General features: G+C 66.0%; 15 protein-coding genes. 8 read left to right on the top strand and 7 right to left on the bottom strand.

The features are described from left to right. Positions 1-49: 49 nt before the first annotated feature. Positions 50-1,315, bottom strand: a complete 1,266-nt coding sequence (locus K408_RS0128880) for a D-amino acid dehydrogenase (RefSeq protein WP_024341723.1) — start codon at positions 1,313-1,315, stop codon at positions 50-52. A 49-nt stretch (positions 1,316-1,364) separates the two neighbouring features. Beyond that, positions 1,365-2,693, bottom strand: a complete 1,329-nt coding sequence (gene aptA, locus K408_RS0128885) for an omega-aminotransferase AptA (RefSeq protein WP_024341724.1) — start codon at positions 2,691-2,693, stop codon at positions 1,365-1,367. Between the two features lie 149 nt (positions 2,694-2,842). Here aptA and K408_RS0128890 point away from each other — a divergent pair, with 149 nt between their 5' ends. Both K408_RS0128890 and K408_RS42910 read left to right on the top strand, forming a co-directional pair. After that, entirely contained in the window at positions 2,843-3,391 is a 549-nt protein-coding gene (locus tag K408_RS0128890; protein ID WP_024341725.1) for a cupin domain-containing protein, read from the top strand. Between the two features lie 230 nt (positions 3,392-3,621). Continuing rightward, positions 3,622-3,774: a hypothetical protein gene (locus tag K408_RS42910; RefSeq protein WP_196232415.1), complete on the top strand. Its 153-nt coding sequence runs from the start codon at positions 3,622-3,624 to the stop codon at positions 3,772-3,774. 28 nt (positions 3,775-3,802) lie between these two features. On the opposite strand, the gene K408_RS0128900 is transcribed toward K408_RS42910, so the two are convergent. Genes K408_RS0128900 through K408_RS0128910 form a run of 3 tightly spaced genes read right to left on the bottom strand, consistent with a single transcriptional unit; the run spans position 3,803 to position 7,606 of the window. Then, the gene (locus K408_RS0128900) at positions 3,803-6,064 is read right to left on the bottom strand and encodes a xanthine dehydrogenase family protein molybdopterin-binding subunit (protein ID WP_024341726.1); all 2,262 of its coding nucleotides are present in this window, start codon (positions 6,062-6,064) and stop codon (positions 3,803-3,805) included. Beyond that, positions 6,057-7,112 (bottom strand): FAD binding domain-containing protein, encoded by a 1,056-nt coding sequence (locus K408_RS0128905; RefSeq protein WP_024341727.1) that lies wholly within the window; start codon positions 7,110-7,112, stop codon positions 6,057-6,059. Before K408_RS0128905 ends, K408_RS0128900 begins: the two co-directional genes overlap by 8 nt. Then, positions 7,109-7,606 (bottom strand): (2Fe-2S)-binding protein, encoded by a 498-nt coding sequence (locus K408_RS0128910; RefSeq protein WP_024341728.1) that lies wholly within the window; start codon positions 7,604-7,606, stop codon positions 7,109-7,111. The genes K408_RS0128905 and K408_RS0128910 overlap by 4 nt, the downstream gene beginning before the upstream one ends. Positions 7,607-7,855: 249 nt before the next feature. Here K408_RS0128910 and K408_RS0128915 point away from each other — a divergent pair, with 249 nt between their 5' ends. Continuing rightward, on the top strand, positions 7,856-8,494 hold the full coding sequence (locus tag K408_RS0128915) for a TetR/AcrR family transcriptional regulator (protein WP_024341729.1): 639 nt from the start codon (positions 7,856-7,858) through the stop codon (positions 8,492-8,494). 3 nt (positions 8,495-8,497) lie between these two features. Here the strand turns inward: K408_RS0128915 and K408_RS38975 are convergent, their stop codons facing one another. Beyond that, positions 8,498-9,418 (bottom strand): LysR family transcriptional regulator, encoded by a 921-nt coding sequence (locus tag K408_RS38975; RefSeq protein ID WP_196232416.1) that lies wholly within the window; start codon positions 9,416-9,418, stop codon positions 8,498-8,500. Positions 9,419-9,494: 76 nt separating this feature from the next. On the opposite strand from K408_RS38975, the gene K408_RS38980 reads away from it, so the two are divergent. Next, positions 9,495-9,911, top strand: a complete 417-nt coding sequence (locus K408_RS38980) for a cupin domain-containing protein (RefSeq protein WP_024341731.1) — start codon at positions 9,495-9,497, stop codon at positions 9,909-9,911. A gap of 6 nt (positions 9,912-9,917) precedes the next feature. Here the strand turns inward: K408_RS38980 and K408_RS0128930 are convergent, their stop codons facing one another. Further along, complete coding sequence (locus tag K408_RS0128930; protein ID WP_024341732.1) at positions 9,918-11,183, bottom strand: MFS transporter; 1,266 nt, start codon at positions 11,181-11,183, stop codon at positions 9,918-9,920. Between the two features lie 151 nt (positions 11,184-11,334). Between K408_RS0128930 and K408_RS0128935 the strand changes: the two genes are divergently transcribed. The 4 genes from K408_RS0128935 (at position 11,335) to K408_RS0128950 (ending at position 14,917) form a co-directional block, all read left to right on the top strand. Continuing rightward, complete coding sequence (locus K408_RS0128935) at positions 11,335-11,778, top strand: hypothetical protein (RefSeq protein WP_024341733.1); 444 nt, start codon at positions 11,335-11,337, stop codon at positions 11,776-11,778. 72 nt (positions 11,779-11,850) lie between these two features. Continuing rightward, positions 11,851-12,135, top strand: a complete 285-nt coding sequence (locus tag K408_RS0128940; protein WP_024341734.1) for a hypothetical protein — start codon at positions 11,851-11,853, stop codon at positions 12,133-12,135. A 9-nt stretch (positions 12,136-12,144) separates the two neighbouring features. Next, positions 12,145-13,569 carry a TolC family protein gene (locus K408_RS0128945; RefSeq protein ID WP_024341735.1) on the top strand — a complete coding sequence of 475 codons (1,425 nt, stop codon included), beginning with the start codon at positions 12,145-12,147 and terminating at the stop codon, positions 13,567-13,569. A gap of 13 nt (positions 13,570-13,582) precedes the next feature. Then, the gene (locus K408_RS0128950; protein WP_024341736.1) at positions 13,583-14,917 is read left to right on the top strand and encodes a copper oxidase; all 1,335 of its coding nucleotides are present in this window, start codon (positions 13,583-13,585) and stop codon (positions 14,915-14,917) included. Positions 14,918-14,926 lie beyond the last annotated feature (9 nt).

The following is a 14,926-nucleotide window of genomic DNA, read 5'->3' on the forward strand; positions in this document are numbered from 1 at the left end:
CTGGATTGCTTCGTTGCTTCGCTCCTCGCAATGACGCGGGGACAGAGCCTTACCCGAACCGGTGCTTGTACCGCTCGACCGACAGCGCACTCACGTCGATGTCCGGCTTCCTGCCGGACAGCATGTCGGCGAGCACGCGGCCCGAGCCGCAGGACATGGTCCAGCCGAGCGTGCCGTGGCCGGTGTTGAGGTGCAGATTGGCGTAGTGCGTCCGGCCGATCACGGGCGGGCCGTCCGGCGTCATCGGACGCAGGCCGCTCCAGAACGTCGCCTTGGCGAGATCGCCGCCGCGCGGGAACAGGTCGGTCAGCGAATGATCGAGCGTGGCGCGGCGGGCATCGTAGAGCTTGTCCGAGTAGCCGGAGATTTCCGCGGTGCCGCCGACACGGATGCGATCGCCAAGGCGCGTGATCGCGACCTTGTAGCTCTCGTCCATCACGGTCGATTCCGGCGCGCCGGAGGCGTCCTTGATCGGCACCGTGATCGAATAGCCCTTCACCGGATAGACCGGCAGCGAGATGCCGAGCGGCGCGACCAGCCGTGACGACCAGCTGCCGAGCGCGAGCACGTAAGCGTCCGCCTGCAACAGGCCGGCACTGGTCGCGACGCCGCTGACACGCGCACCCTCGGTGACGATGCGATCGATGCCGGTGTTGAACAGAAAGCGCACGCCGAGCGCCTGCGCATGCCTTGCGAGCGACTGCGTGAACATGTGGCAGTCGCCGGTCTCGTCCTGCGGCAGGCGAAGCCCGCCGACGAACTTTTCCTTTACGCCAGCGAGCGCCGGCTCGACCGCGATGCAGCCCTCGCGGCTCAGCACCTCGAAGGGAACGCCATATTGCTTGAGCACGGCGATATCCTCGGCCGTGCCGTCGAGCTGGGCCTGGTAGCGGAACAGCTGCAGCGTGCCCTGCGAGCGCTCGTCATACTGGATGCCGATGTCGCGGCGCAGGTCGCGCAAGGCATCGCGGCTGTATTCCGCGATCGGAATCATCCGGCTCTTGTTGACCGCGTAGCGCGCGCTGGTGCAGTTGCGCAGCATCTTGAGCAGCCAGACCCACATGACAGGATCGAGCTTCGGCCGGATCACCAGCGGACCGTGCTTCATCAACAGCCACTTGACCGCCTTCACCGGCACGCCGGGCCCGGCCCAGGGCGAGGAATAGCCGGGCGACACCTCGCCGGCATTGGCGAAAGAGGTCTCCAGTGCCGGCTCGGGCTGACGGTCGACGACCGTCACCTCGTGGCCGGCACGCGCAAGGTAGTAGGCAGAGGTGACACCGATGACACCGCTGCCGAGGATCAGAATTTTCACGCTTCGTCAAACTCCCGCGGCATCACGCTTGCCGCTGCAAGAGCAATTATCAGGCCACCTTCTTGATGGCGTCGCCGAGGATCGAGACCATCTTGTCGATGTGGCTCTTCTCGACGATGAGCGGCGGCGACATCGCAACGGAGTCGCCACCGGTGCGAAGATAGAGGCCGCTGTTGAAGCATTCGACGAGCATGTCGTAGCCGCGTGCGCCGACCACGCCGTCGCGTGGCGCCAGCTCGACCGCGCCCATCAGGCCGCAATTTCGGATGTCGACGACGTTCGGCAGACCCTTCAGCGAATGCAGCGCATCGCGCCAATATTCCGCGAGCGAAGCACCGCGGGTGAGCAGGCCTTCGTCCTTGTAGATGTCGAGGGTCGCGATGCCCGCGGCACACGCCACCGGATGCGCCGAATAGGTGTAGCCGTGGAACAGCTCGATCTGGTTCTCCGGGCCGGTCATCATGCCGTCGTACACCTTGCGGCTCGCGAATACCGCACCGCAGGGCACGGTGCCATTGGTGATGCCCTTGGCCGTCGTCATCAGGTCCGGCGTGACGCCGAAGAAGTTGGCGGCGAACGGCGTGCCGAGACGGCCGAAGCCGGTGATGACCTCGTCGAAGATCAAGAGGATGCCGTGCTTGTCGCAGATCTCGCGCAGGCGCTTCAGATAGCCTTTCGGCGGCGGCAGCACCGCGGTCGAACCCGGCACCGGCTCGACGATGACGGCGGCGATGGTCTCGGCGCCGTGCAGGGCGACCAAACGCTCGAGATCGTCCGCGAGCTCGGCGCCGTGCTCGGGCAGGTCCTTGGCGAAGGCGTTGCGGGTGAGATCATGGGTGTGACGGATATGATCGACGCCCGGCAGCAGGGTCGTGAAGGCACGTCGGTTGGCGACCATGCCGCCGACCGACGTGCCGCCGAAGCCGACGCCGTGATAGCCGCGCTCGCGGCCGATCAGGCGCGTGCGGCTGGCCTGGCCGTTGGCGCGATGATAGGCGAGCGCGATCTTCAGCGCGGTATCGACCGACTCGGAGCCGGAGTTGGTGAAGAAAACGCGGTCGAGGCCCTTCGGCGCGATCTCGGCGAGACGCTCGGCGAAATCGAACGCTAGCGGATGGCCCATCTGGAACGACGGCGCGAAGTCCAGCGTCATCAGCTGCCGCTCGACGGCGGCGGCGATCTGCTTGCGGCCATGGCCGGCATTGACACACCAGAGCCCGGCGGAGCCGTCGATCACCTGACGGCCGTCGACGCTGGTGTAGTACATGCCCTCGGCCGAGGAGAACAGGCGCGGCGATTTCTTGAATTGCCGGTTGGCCGTGAACGGCATCCAGTACGAATCGGTCTTGATGGTGTTCGGAATCTGATGAAGGGTCACGGCCGCGCTCCTTTGCTGGTGTGCTAGCAGAGCCACGACTGTAATACCGCAACAAGTCCTTTTCTGGTAACCTGCAAGCCATTGATCTGGCTGGGGCTGCCGGTCCATATTTGCGCGATCCGCAACACCTGCAACACAGGACCAAGGGCATGAGCGTCGACATCGGTGGACGGCTGCGATTCCTCCGGGCGCGCCACAAGCTGTCGCAGCGCGAGCTCGCCAAGCGCGCCGGCGTCACCAATTCGACCATCTCGCTGATCGAATCCAACCAGATGAACCCCTCGGTCGGCGCGCTCAAGCGCATCCTCGACGGCATCCCGATGGGGCTCGCCGAGTTCTTCGCGCTGGAGCCGGAGTCCAGGCGCAAGATCTTCTACCGGGCCGAGGAGCTGACCGAAGTCGGCAAGAAGCCGATCTCCTATCGCCAGGTCGGCGACAATCTGTTCGGCCGCAGCCTCCAGATCCTGAAGGAGCGGTACGAGCCCGGCAGCGACACCGGACGCGTTCACCTCGTCCATGACGGCGAGGAGGGCGGCATCGTGATCTCCGGGAAGCTCGAGGTCACCGTCGAGGACGAGCGCCGCATCCTGAACCCCGGCGATGCCTATTATTTCGAGAGCCGCCGCCCGCACCGCTTCCGATGCGTGGGCGGCAAGCCCTGCGAGGTGATCTCGGCCTGCACGCCGCCGACGTTTTGATGACCCCTGCTTGATGACCCTGCGCGGCGACTCCAGCGTCAAAGCCGTTCAATCAGCATGAACGCGGGAGAACGACGTCGGCAATTCGGCCGCGGTTGAGCCAGCTCAATTCCTGCCGACGGCGTTCCTCCTATTATCCAAGTCGTAGCCGAGCAGCCTCGCGCAAAGGTGTCGAGGTCATGGTCCCGAACTCCCAGGCACTCCGGGGCCGCTTGGTAACGGGGCACGCCATGAAGACCACACTCGCAAATGCCGAAGCCGCACGCGAAGAGGTTCCGCGCGGCAGCGACGAATTCCACTCGCAGGAGCTGCGCAAGGCCATCGCCGAATACATCGAGCTGCAGCGAGAAGCGCTCAAGGCTCTCCGCAGGAAGTTGAACTGACGTTCGGCGGGGAGGTCGCCTCCCCGTCTCAGCGCCGCGTCAGCAATTCCTCGATCCGGATCGGAAACCGACGGACGCGCACGCCGGTGGCGTGCCAGACGGCGTTGGCAACCGCCCCGGCACTTCCGGTGATGCCGATTTCTCCGACGCCCTTGATGCCGAGCGCGTTCACGTGCGGATCGTGTTCCTCGACCGTGATGACGTCGAGCGGCGGCACGTCGGCATTCACCGGGATGTGGTACTCGCCGAGATTGGCATTCATGATCCGGCCGGTGCGCCGGTCGGTGATGGCCTCCTCGTGCAGCGCAAACGAGAGGCCCCAGATCATGCCCCCGAACAGCTGGCTCTGCACCATGCGCGGATTGACGATCCGCCCGGCCGCGAAAGCGCCGGCCATGCGGGTGACGCGGACCTGGCCGAGCACGGGATCGACCTTCACCTCCGCAAACACCGCGCCGTGGGCATGCATCGCATATTCCTCCATCGCCGCGGGGTTCGGCGCCCCGGTGCCACGGGCCTCGACCTCCGCGACGCCTGCTCGCGCGAGGATATCGGAATAGCTCTCACCTCGGCTTTCGTCGTCACGGCGAAGCAGCCTGCCGTCGCGCGCGATCACGCCGGCATTGCCGGCGCCGAACAGGGGCGAGCGCTCGTCGCTGGTTGCGAGATCGGCGAGCTTTGCGATCACGGCCGCACCGGCGCTGCGGATCGCAGCACCCGCCGTTGCCGTGTGCGCCGAGCCGCCCGCGATGCCGGCGTCGGGCAGATCGGACGAACCCGCCTTGAACTCGACGCGATCGATATCGAGCCCGAGTTCGTCGGCGGCGATCTGGGCGAGCGCCGTCCAGGCGCCCTGCCCCATGTCATGCGCGCCGATCTCCATGGCGCCCGAGCCGTCGCGGCGGAGCACCGCGCGCGCTTCGGCCTGGAACATCAGCGCCGGGAAGGTCGCAGTGCCCATGCCCCAGCCGACCAGGAGGCCGGCATCGTCGCGCATCTGCCGCGGCCGGAGCGGACGTTTGGTCCAGCCGAAGCGCGCGGCGCCCTGCTCGTAGCAGGCGCGCAGCGCTTTTGAAGAGAACGGCTTGCCGGTGATCGGCTCGACCTCGGCATAGTTCTTCAGGCGGAAGGCGAGCGGATCCATGCCACAGGCCCAGGCCATCTCGTCGATCGCGCTTTCGAGCGCGATCGATCCGGTCGCTTCGCCTGGAGCACGCATGAACAGCGGCGTGCCGGAGTTGACGCGCACGGCGTCATGCGAGGTGCGGATCGCAGGCGCCGCGTAGAGCGTGTGCGAGGCATCGGCGGCGGGCTCGTAGAAATCGTCGAACGTGCTCGATACGGTCCGCGCATGATGATCGAGCGCGGTGAGGCGCCCCTCGCCATCCGCACCGATGCGCAGCCGCTGGCGGGTCGGCGCGCGATGGCCGACCGGACCGTACATCTGCTCACGGCGCAGCACCAGCTTGACCGGCTTGCCGACCAGCTTCGCGGCCATGACTCCGAGGACTTGCGGGCCGGCCATCAGGCCCTTGGAGCCAAATCCGCCGCCAAGGAACGGGCTGCGGATGTGAATCTTGTCATGCGCAATGCCGAACAATTCGGCGATGCGCGCGAGCGACAGCATCAGGCCCTGGGTCGGCATGTCGACGGAAAGATTGTCTCCGTCCCACGACGCAACGATCGCATGCGGCTCCATGGCGTTGTGATATTGCGGGGGCGTCTCGTAGATGGCATCGATCTGCTTCTCGGCCGAGGCGAGGCCGGCCTCGATATCGCCGTGGCGATGCTCCGCGGGGTTGCCGACACCGACGACGGGCGGCACGAAGCTTTCGCCGGCATCCAGCCCGACGCGCGCAGACTGCACCTCGTAACGCGGCGCCAGCAGCACCGCGCCTTCCGTTGCCGCTTCCAGCGTCTCGGCGATCACGACCGCGATCGGCTGGTTGGCGTAGCGGACCTCATTGCTTTGCAGCACCTCCATCCGGAACACGAACGGATTGGTCTTGACCTCCGGATCGATCGCAAGCCGAGGCTTGTGATCATGCGTCATGACATCGACGACGCCAGGATGGCGCTTGGCCGCGGCAACATCGAGCGAGACCACGCGGCCGCGCGAGATGCTGGACACGGCCATCACAGCAAACAGCATGCCGGGCGGATGATTGTCGGCGGCGTAAGTTGCCCGTCCCGTGACCTTGAGGATGCCGTCCCGGCGGGTCAGCGGCTGGCCGATGTTCGAGCCGTGCCGCAGATGGGCGGGGGTACTGGTGAGGTTGAGCTCAGGCATGGTCGGCTCCGGATGTCGCGGCAAAGGGAGAGGCCGGCAGCGCGGGGATGCGCGCGGGCGTGCCGGCGGCGGCGAGGGTCAGCGCGCGCACGACGATGCGGCGCGCGAGCTCGATCTTGAAGGCGTTGTCGCCTGACGGCTTTGCGTCCGTGAGCGCACGCCAGGCAGCTTCCTGGAAAGCGTCGGCAGTGGGCGAGACGTTCTTGAGCACGTCCTCGGCGGCGCGGGCACGCCAGGGCTTTGCGGCGACACCACCAAGCGCAAGTCGCGCTTCGACAATCATGCCGCTCTCGATCCGCAGGGCAGCCGCGGCCGATACCACGGCGAAGGCGTAAGACGTACGCTCGCGGACCTTGAGATAGCGCGCATGCGCGGCAAAGCCGCGCGCGGCGGGCGGCAGACGCACGGCGACGATGAGGTCTCCGGGTTCGAGTACGGAATCACGCTCGGGGGTATCGCCGGGCAGGCGATGCAATTGGTCGAGCGCGACCTCGCGCCGGCCGCCCCTGCCCTCGATCTCGACCATGGCATCGAGCGCGACCAGCGGCACGCAGAAGTCCGACGGATGCGTGGCGATGCAGCTCTCGGTCCAGCCGAGCACGGCATGGCCGCGGTTCTCGCCGTCGCGGGCGTCGCAGCCGCTGCCGGGCTCGCGCTTGTTGCAACGGCTGGCGGTGTCATAGAAATACGCACAGCGCGTCCGCTGCAGGAGATTGCCGCCGACGGTCGCGGCATTGCGCAACTGGGCCGACGCGCCGGACAGCAGGGCCTCGGCCACGGCCGGATAAGATCTCGCGAACTCAGCATCGTGCGCGAGATCGGCATTGCTCACCAGCGCTCCGATGCGCAACGAACCGTCGCCGAGAGTCTCGATCTGATCGAGCCCATCGAGATGCGTGACGTCGACGAGGCGGTCCGGACGGCTGACGCCCCCCTTCATCAAATCGAGCAGATTGGTGCCGGCGGCAAGAAAGACAGCGCCGGGCTGAGCGGCAGCGGCAACCGCCGCTGCGACCGAGGCAGGCCTGACATAATCGAACGGCTTCATGCGGAGCGCCTCTGGCTGGATTCGTCCATCTGTCCTTGCGCGTCGAGCACGGCATCCACGATGCCGGCATACGCGCCGCAGCGGCAGAGATTGCCGCTCATGCATTCGCGGATGCGCTCGGGATCGTTGCCGGCCTGCGCCTCCTGCATCATGCCGATCGCGCTCATGATCTGGCCGGGGGTGCAGAACCCACACTGGAAGCCGTCATGAGCGATGAAGGCGGCCTGCACGGGATGAAGCTGGTCCCCGCGCGCAACGCCTTCGATCGTGAGGATATCGGCGCCGTCATGGCTGATGGCGAGCGCGAGACAGGAATTGATACGCTTGCCGTCGACAAGGATGGTGCAGGCGCCGCACTGCCCGCGGTCACATCCCTTCTTGGTGCCGGTGAGATGGAGGCGCTCACGCAGGAGATCGAGCAGCGTGACGCGCGGATCGTCCAGGACGAAATCGCGCCGCGCACCGTTCACGGTGAGGCTGATGGAGTGGTTCATAAATGGCTCCGATCAGATTTGGACATGGGTGATCGTGCAGCGCGCCACCGCCGTGGCCACCGTCGATCCGCGTCGACCCGCATGATGCGGGCCGGTACGCGGTGGAAAATACGGAGGCACCCTCCGTTTAACAAGAGGCACCGGAAAGAATCTGGAATTCGTCAAAAGCCCCAGCGTACCAACGCGATGCAGCACTGCCCGGGTCCGGCGAGGGTTCTATCTAACCAATTCGTGATCTACATTGCCGGCATGGACGACCACACCAACCGAACCCGCAAACCGCGCGCCGACGCCATGCGCAATCGCGAGCGCGTGCTCGAGGCGGCAAAGGCGGTGTTCAGCGCCGGCGGTCCCGAGGCGAGCCTGGAGGCGGTGGCCAAACGCGCCGGCGTCGGCATCGGCACGCTGTACCGGCATTTTCCGGCCCGCGAGGATCTGTTCGAGGCGGTGTACCGGCGCGAAGTCGAGCAGCTCAGCGAGCTTGCCGAGGAGTTGAAGAATGCCAAGGACCCGGTGGACGCGTTGCGTCGCTGGCTGCGCTCCAACGTCGAGTTCGTTGCCACCAAGAAGGGCATGTCGGCCGCGCTGGCGCTGACCTTCCAGAGCTCGTCGGAGCTCGCGGCATTCTCGATGGACCGGCTGACGAAGGCGATCGGCTCGTTGCTCGACCGCGCGGTTGCGGCCGGCCAGATACGTGGCGATCTCGGCCCGGAGGACCTGCTCAGGGCACTCGTCGGCATGTGCTACATGCACGACCAGCCCGGATGGCAGTCCTCGGTGCTGCGGATGCTCGACGTGTTCGTCGATGGCTTGCGGGTGCGGCCCGGTGCCAAAAGCAAGACGCGCGTCGCCAAGCCGGCGAGAGCGGCCGCGAAGCGGAAGCGGTGAAGGTCATCCCGTCAGGATGGGCTTCAACGCCTCGCGCTGGAGCACGATGAAGTCGAAGAACGCAGCGATCCGCGGCACGCGCCTGAGATCGGGATGCGTCAGGATACGCCAGCTCCGCGTCAATTCCGCGATCGGGCCGAGCACGCGGACGAGGCCGGGCTCAGCGTCGCCAAGTGCGATCGGAAGCGGTCCGATGCCCACTCCCGACTTGATCGCAGAGACGAGGCCAAGCACGCTGTTGATGCGAGCCGACATCCTGCCATCCGGCGCGACCTCTTTCAGCCATTTGACGGCGCGGTGATTGGCCAGCGAATCGTCCAGGCCGACCAGCAGATGCCGCTCGAGGTCCTCGATGCGCTCAGGCTTGCCGTGTCGTTCGACATAGTCGCGGCTGGCGTAGACCGCCCAGATCGCCTCGGCGATCTTTCGCCCCACGAGTTGGTCGTCGGTGTCACCGGAGCGAAACGCGACATCGACCTCGCCCTTGGAGAGGTCGAGATAGCGGTCGCTCATCACGAACTCGACCCGCAGCGAGGGATGCTGCGCGCGAAAGACGTCGAGCAGGCCGGATTGGGTCAGCCGGGCAACGATCGGCTCCGGGCAGGTGACGCGGATCACACCTTTCATGTCCTGCTCGACGTCGCTGGTGCGCCGCGTGAAGTCGATAATGGCGGCCTCGACGCGCTCCGCATACGGCAACATCGCCTGGCCGAATTCAGTCAGGCGGTAGCCGCTCTGCTGGCGGGTCACCAGTGTGCGGCCCAGTCGCCGCTCCAGTTCGTCGAGCCGACGATGCACGGTCGACTGGCTGAGACCGAGCGCCTTGCCGGCGGCAATGGTGCTGCCGTGGCGCGCGACCGCCAGGAAATATTTGAGGTCGTTCCAGTCGAACATGTGGGGATTATGCACTTCTGCGGCCGCCACCCGCAATGTTGCGGCTCCCGCGGCTGAACGACCGCTCCTAGGCTGCGCGTCCGCGACCTTGCAATGGAGATTGAAGATGCGCCCTCACCTCGCCCTCGGCGCCGCAATCGTGCTGGGCACTCCTGCCGCAGCCATCGCTCAAAGCCACGAGGCGCATGGCATCGCCAAACCTCATGTGGCGCTGCAGCAAGTCGTCGAGGGGCTGCCGAGGGATGACAAACAATCGGTGCGGGTGATGACCGCATCATTCAGGCCCGGCGACAAGACCGTCTATCACACCCACCGTTACCCAGTGACTGTGTATGTGCAGGAAGGCGCCTTCACTCTGGAACTGGCCGGCAAGCCGCCCCTCACGATCAAGGCGGGCGAGGCGCTGGTCGAACCACCCGGCGTGCCGATGACCGGCTACAATCGGACGGAGAGAGAGACCAAGGTCGTCATCTTCTATGTCAGCGCGGTCGATACGCCTTTTCTCGACCTGCTCGCGCATTGAACAGGACTAAGTGGCGAATCCCGGGCCGGTCTTCATTGCGCTCATCCGCGAGCGAATCAGCAGCAACACGACGATGCCGATGTTCAGCGCATTCCACGCTACGCCGTTCGCGAACGCCGCGCCGTAGGAGCCGGTGGCATCGAAGATCACGCCGGACACCCAGCCACCGAAGGACATGCCGAACACCGAGGCGAAGATCACGATGCCGACGCGCGTCGCCGCCTCGCTCGCGGGCATCGCCTCGCGCACGATGATCGCGTAGCTCGGCACGATGCCACCCTGGAAAAGGCCGAACATCGCCGAAATCAGATACAGCGAGGTGAGGCTGTCGAAGAACAGATAGAACACCAGCGCAAAGCCCTGCGCCAGCGATCCCACCAGCAGGGTGCGGATACCCCCGATCTTATCGGCCAGGTAGCCCGAGCCGATCCGGCTGATGATGCCGCAGGCCATCATCAAGGACAGCATCTCGGCGCCACGCGCCACGCCATAGCCGAGATCGCCGCAATAGGCGACGATATGCACCTGGGGCATCGCCATCGCGACGCAGCACGCGATGGCGGCGATCGACAGCAGCACCGTCAGCGTGTTGGTGGAGAGCTTGAGATCGACCCGCGGCGGCGGTGCGTTGGCATGATCGTGGACCGTGTCCCTGCCCATCTGCGCGCGCAGGACCAGCACCAGCACCGTCATCAGGCTGACGCAGACGATGCCGATGCCGATATGGGTATAGCGCCAGCCGATCTCCTGCGTGCCCCAGCTCACGAGCGGCGGCCACATCGTGCCCGCGACATAATTGCCGCTGGCAACGATGGTCACGGCGAGGCCGCGGTAACGCTCGAACCAGTGCGAGGCTTCCGCCATCAGCGGCGCGAAGGTCGCCGCGGTGCCGAGGCCGATGAGGAAGTAGGCGGCGACGAACTGCCAGAGCTGGCTCGACAGGCCAGCGAGCACGTTGGCGACGCCGAGGAAGGCGATGCTGATCGCCATCGCCGGAACGATGCCGAAGCGGTCGGTGATTTTCCCGGCGATCACGCCGCCGAGCCCGAAGCCGAACATCATGAGGGTAAAAGCCAGCGACACCGCGCCGCGCGTGGCGCCGAATTCGGCCTGCACGATCGGAATCACGACCACGACCGCCCACATGCCGACGGCGCCGATCGAGCCGATCAGAAGCGCAATAACCAGCCGCATCCAGGCCTGACGAGAATCAGGGCTGAATGAGTGAGGCGTCTGTCCTGGATGATTTGGCGCGTGCACGGCCCGGAACATGGCCCGCGGATCCTCACAGGGTCAAGCATTGTGGCGCGATATTGGGCATGCGCGGTGCACTGCGGTAACAAGGAGCTTGGCGACGGTGCGATTTGCTACTAGTTTGCAATCTGCGTGTGCACTCCTGCCGCGCGGAGAGCATATCGGCGGAATGTTGCTGCGATTGACGCGACCGTTGCGGATCAGGGTGGGGCGGATCATCGCCCTCGCCTATCTGTTCTGCGTGCTCGCGCCAGCAGCAAGTCTTGCCTGGGGCAATGGCGCTGCCCCCTGTCTTGACGACGTACGCCTCGCCGATCCTGTGCCGGTGCACCACCAGATGCAAGCTGGCCACAATCATGACGGCTCGTCGGACGACCACGCGGAACCGCACGCCCATCATCAGACGGCCGAGAAGGATGCACCCGCTCAGCATCGCCATGGCGGCGACGGAACAGTGGGTCCATGCTGCGCGATGATGTGCGTCAGCGCTCTGCCGGCCGATCTGCCCATCGTCACGACGCCAGTGCAGCCCATGTCTGCCTGCGCGCCCGAGATCGTGGCCAGCCTGCACAGCGCGGCGCCGCCCCTGCACTACCGTCCCCCCATCGCCTGATCTGACGCGACGATTTCGGGCCGAGCGCGCCTTTGCGCGCACGAACCTGTGGTCTCCAGATCAGGGATGAACATGTTTACATCTTCGGGGGCGAGGTCCGCCGCCGCATCCGCGGCACGTGGACGACACTTTCGATTCAATTGGCCGTTGCTGGCCCTCGCCACACTGGTGCTGTCCGGCTGCATGCCGGCAACGCCCCAGGTCGCCAGCGCCGATCCGGCTGATCCGGCGGTAAAGGTCGCGCCCGTCGGCTATCGCTCGACCATCGCGCCCTACACGAGCCTGCGGCCTGCGACGCCGGCGTCGTGGCGCGAGCGCAACGAGAATGTGACGCCGCAGCCGAAACGAGAGCGGTAGGAGCGCGCCATGGCACACCATTTGGCGCGGGGCCTGCTGGTCCTGACTGCGTTCAGCGTTTCCGGCTGCGTCGCATTCTCACCCGATAGCGGGATGACGGCAGTTGCCGAGCTGACGGGCCAGACCATTAACAAGGACGTCGCCTTCGTGCGAACGGCCGAGAGTGCTGCCGCGGTCGACGCACGCGTTCGCCAGCTGTTGTCGCGGACGCTGACCGCAGACACAGCCGTGCAGATCGCGCTACTCAACAACAAGGGGCTGCAAGCCGCCTATAACGAGCTGGCGCTGGCCGAGACCGATCTGGTCGAACAGAGCCTGCCGCCCAATCCCGTGTTCGCGGTCTCGCGCATCACCGGCAATGGCGCCAGCGAGATCGAGCGTCAGGTCGTCGGCGACATCCTCGCGCTCGCCACCCTGCCGTTCCGCTCCGACATTGCTCGCGAGCGCTTCCGTGAAGCCCAGCTGCGCGCTGCCCTGGCGACGCTGCGGCTCGCCGCCGACGTCCGCCGCGCCTATGCCCGCGCCGTCGCGGGCAACGAAATGGTAGGGCTGCTGACGGACGCGAAGGCGACGGCGGAATCGACCGCTCAGCTCGCGGTCAAGCTGGGGGAGACCGGCTCTCTCAACAAGCTCGACCAGGCCCGCGAGCAGGTATTCTACGCCGAGACCACCGCCGACCTCGCAACGGCGCGCCAGGTTGCAGCGAGCGCCCGCGAAAGGCTGGCCCGCCTGATGGGGCTGTGGGACGCCGGTCTGGACTTCCGCCTCCCCGATCAACTGCCGCCGCTGCCGCGCAGGCCACAAGCGCTGCCCACGATCGAGGCCGATGCGGTGGCCCATCGCATCGACTTGCAGATCGCGCGGCTGGAGCTGAACGCACTGGCCAAGGCCCTCAACCTCACCGAGGCGACGCGTTTTGTGACGCTGTTCGATCTCGCCGGCATGACCCGCCGCACGCAGGAGCCGGAAGGAGCCCCGTTCCGCGAGCGCGGCTTCGACGTGCAGTTCCAGATTCCGATCTTCGACGGCGGCGAGGTGCGGGTGCGGCAGGCCGTCGAATCCTACAACTTCGCCTTCAACCGCCTGACCGAGCGTGCCGTGAATGTGCGCTCCGAGGCGCGCGATGCCTATCGCGTCTATCGCTCCACCTACGACATCGCGAGCCATTACCAGCGCGAGATCATCCCCCTGCGCAAGATCATCACCGAGGAGATGCAGCTGCGTTTCTCCAGCATGCAAGTCGACATCTTCGCGCTGCTCACCGAGGCGCGGCAGCGTCTGGCGTCGTTGCGCGGCGCGATCGATGCCCGGCAGAGATTCTTTCTCGCCCAGGCCGATTTGCAGAGCGTCGTCAATGGCGGCTACGCCCCGGTGGCCGGCGCCGACAGTCCAACCACCGTCGCCGCGGCAGCGCCTGCCGCCGGCGGCCACTGAGAGAGAGGCCAGCATGTTTTCCCGGCGAGGATTCTTGGGCAGCGCCGCGCTTGCCGGCGCGTCGGCCATCAGCGGCCGTGTGCAGGCCGCTTCGATTCCGGAAGCACCCACCATGGACAAGGCCGTGATGCAGCCGCCGCTGCATCCAATCAGCGGGCCCGACTATCGGCCCGTGGTCACGCTGAACGGCTGGTCGCTGCCGTACCGGATGAACGGCGACTGGAAGGAATTCCATCTCGTCGCCGAACCCGTGGTGCGGGAATTCGCCGAAGGCATGAAGGTGAATCTGTGGGGCTACAACGGCCAGTCGCCCGGCCCGACCATCGAAGCCGTCGAGGGCGACAAGCTCCGCATCTTCGTCACCAACAGACTGCCCGAATACACCACCGTGCACTGGCACGGCATGATCATTCCGAGCGGCATGGATGGTGTCGGCGGATTGACCCAGCCGCACATCCAGCCGGGCAAGACCTTCGTCTACGAATTCGAGATGAAGAAAAGCGGAACCTTCATGTACCACCCGCATTCCGACGAGATGGTGCAGATGGCAATGGGCATGATGGGCATGGTCGTCGTGCATCCGCGCGACCAGAGCTTTCGGCCCGTCGACCGGGACTTCGTCTTCGTGATGAGCACCTATCGCGTCGACCCCGGCACCTACCTGCCCCATGTCAACGAGATGACCGACTTCAACATGTGGACCTGGAATGCGCGGGTGTTTCCCGGCATCGATCCGCTGCCGGTCAGGCTCGGCGACAAGGTGCGCGTGCGGATCGGCAATCTCACCATGACCAACCACCCGATCCATCTGCATGGCCACAGCTTTGCGGTGACCTCCACGGACGGCGGCTGGATTCCGGAGAGCGCACAATATCCGGAGACGACCACCGACGTGCCGGTCGGCGCGGTGCGTGTGTTCGACGTGCTCGCGGACAATCCCGGCGACTGGGCATTTCATTGTCACAAGTCGCACCACACCATGAATGCGATGGGGCACGATGTGCGCAACCTCATCGGGGTGTCGCGCAAGGATCTCGCCAAGGCCGTCGGCAAGCTCGCGCCCGACGGAATGGCCATGGGCTCGACCGGCATGGCGATGGGCAACATGGAGATGCCCGCGCCCGACAACACGCTGCCAATGATGACCGGCACCGGCCAGTTCGGGCCGATCGAGATGGGCGGCATGTTCACGGTGATGAAGATCCGCGAGGACCTCGCGCGCGACGATTACCGCGATCCTGGGCCATACAAGTTCCCGCAAGGCACCGTCGCCTACGAGGTCACGGCGCCCGCCGCAGAGCCGGCCCGGCAAAAGCCGGGCGCGCCGATGAAGAACATGAAGATGTGAGCGTTCCGA

Origin of the sequence: Bradyrhizobium sp. in8p8 (genome assembly GCF_000426845.1) — a bacterium.
Classification (GTDB): Bacteria; Pseudomonadota; Alphaproteobacteria; order Rhizobiales; family Xanthobacteraceae; genus Bradyrhizobium; species Bradyrhizobium japonicum_C.

What these genes read in the sequence shown, in the direction of transcription:
- K408_RS0128950 (WP_024341736.1), top strand. Translation starts at nt 13,583, where the DNA reads ATGTTTTCCCGGCGAGGATTCTTGGGCAGCGCCGCGCTTGCCGGCGCG.
- K408_RS0128935 (WP_024341733.1), top strand. Translation starts at nt 11,335, where the DNA reads ATGTTGCTGCGATTGACGCGACCGTTGCGGATCAGGGTGGGGCGGATC.
- K408_RS0128915 (WP_024341729.1), top strand. Translation starts at nt 7,856, where the DNA reads ATGGACGACCACACCAACCGAACCCGCAAACCGCGCGCCGACGCCATG.
- K408_RS0128905 (WP_024341727.1), bottom strand. Translation starts at nt 7,112, where the DNA reads ATGAAGCCGTTCGATTATGTCAGGCCTGCCTCGGTCGCAGCGGCGGTT.
- K408_RS0128900 (WP_024341726.1), bottom strand. Translation starts at nt 6,064, where the DNA reads ATGCCTGAGCTCAACCTCACCAGTACCCCCGCCCATCTGCGGCACGGC.
- K408_RS0128890 (WP_024341725.1), top strand. Translation starts at nt 2,843, where the DNA reads ATGAGCGTCGACATCGGTGGACGGCTGCGATTCCTCCGGGCGCGCCAC.
- K408_RS42910 (WP_196232415.1), top strand. Translation starts at nt 3,622, where the DNA reads ATGAAGACCACACTCGCAAATGCCGAAGCCGCACGCGAAGAGGTTCCG.
- K408_RS38980 (WP_024341731.1), top strand. Translation starts at nt 9,495, where the DNA reads ATGCGCCCTCACCTCGCCCTCGGCGCCGCAATCGTGCTGGGCACTCCT.
- K408_RS0128940 (WP_024341734.1), top strand. Translation starts at nt 11,851, where the DNA reads ATGTTTACATCTTCGGGGGCGAGGTCCGCCGCCGCATCCGCGGCACGT.
- K408_RS0128945 (WP_024341735.1), top strand. Translation starts at nt 12,145, where the DNA reads ATGGCACACCATTTGGCGCGGGGCCTGCTGGTCCTGACTGCGTTCAGC.
- K408_RS0128910 (WP_024341728.1), bottom strand. Translation starts at nt 7,606, where the DNA reads ATGAACCACTCCATCAGCCTCACCGTGAACGGTGCGCGGCGCGATTTC.
- K408_RS0128930 (WP_024341732.1), bottom strand. Translation starts at nt 11,183, where the DNA reads ATGTTCCGGGCCGTGCACGCGCCAAATCATCCAGGACAGACGCCTCAC.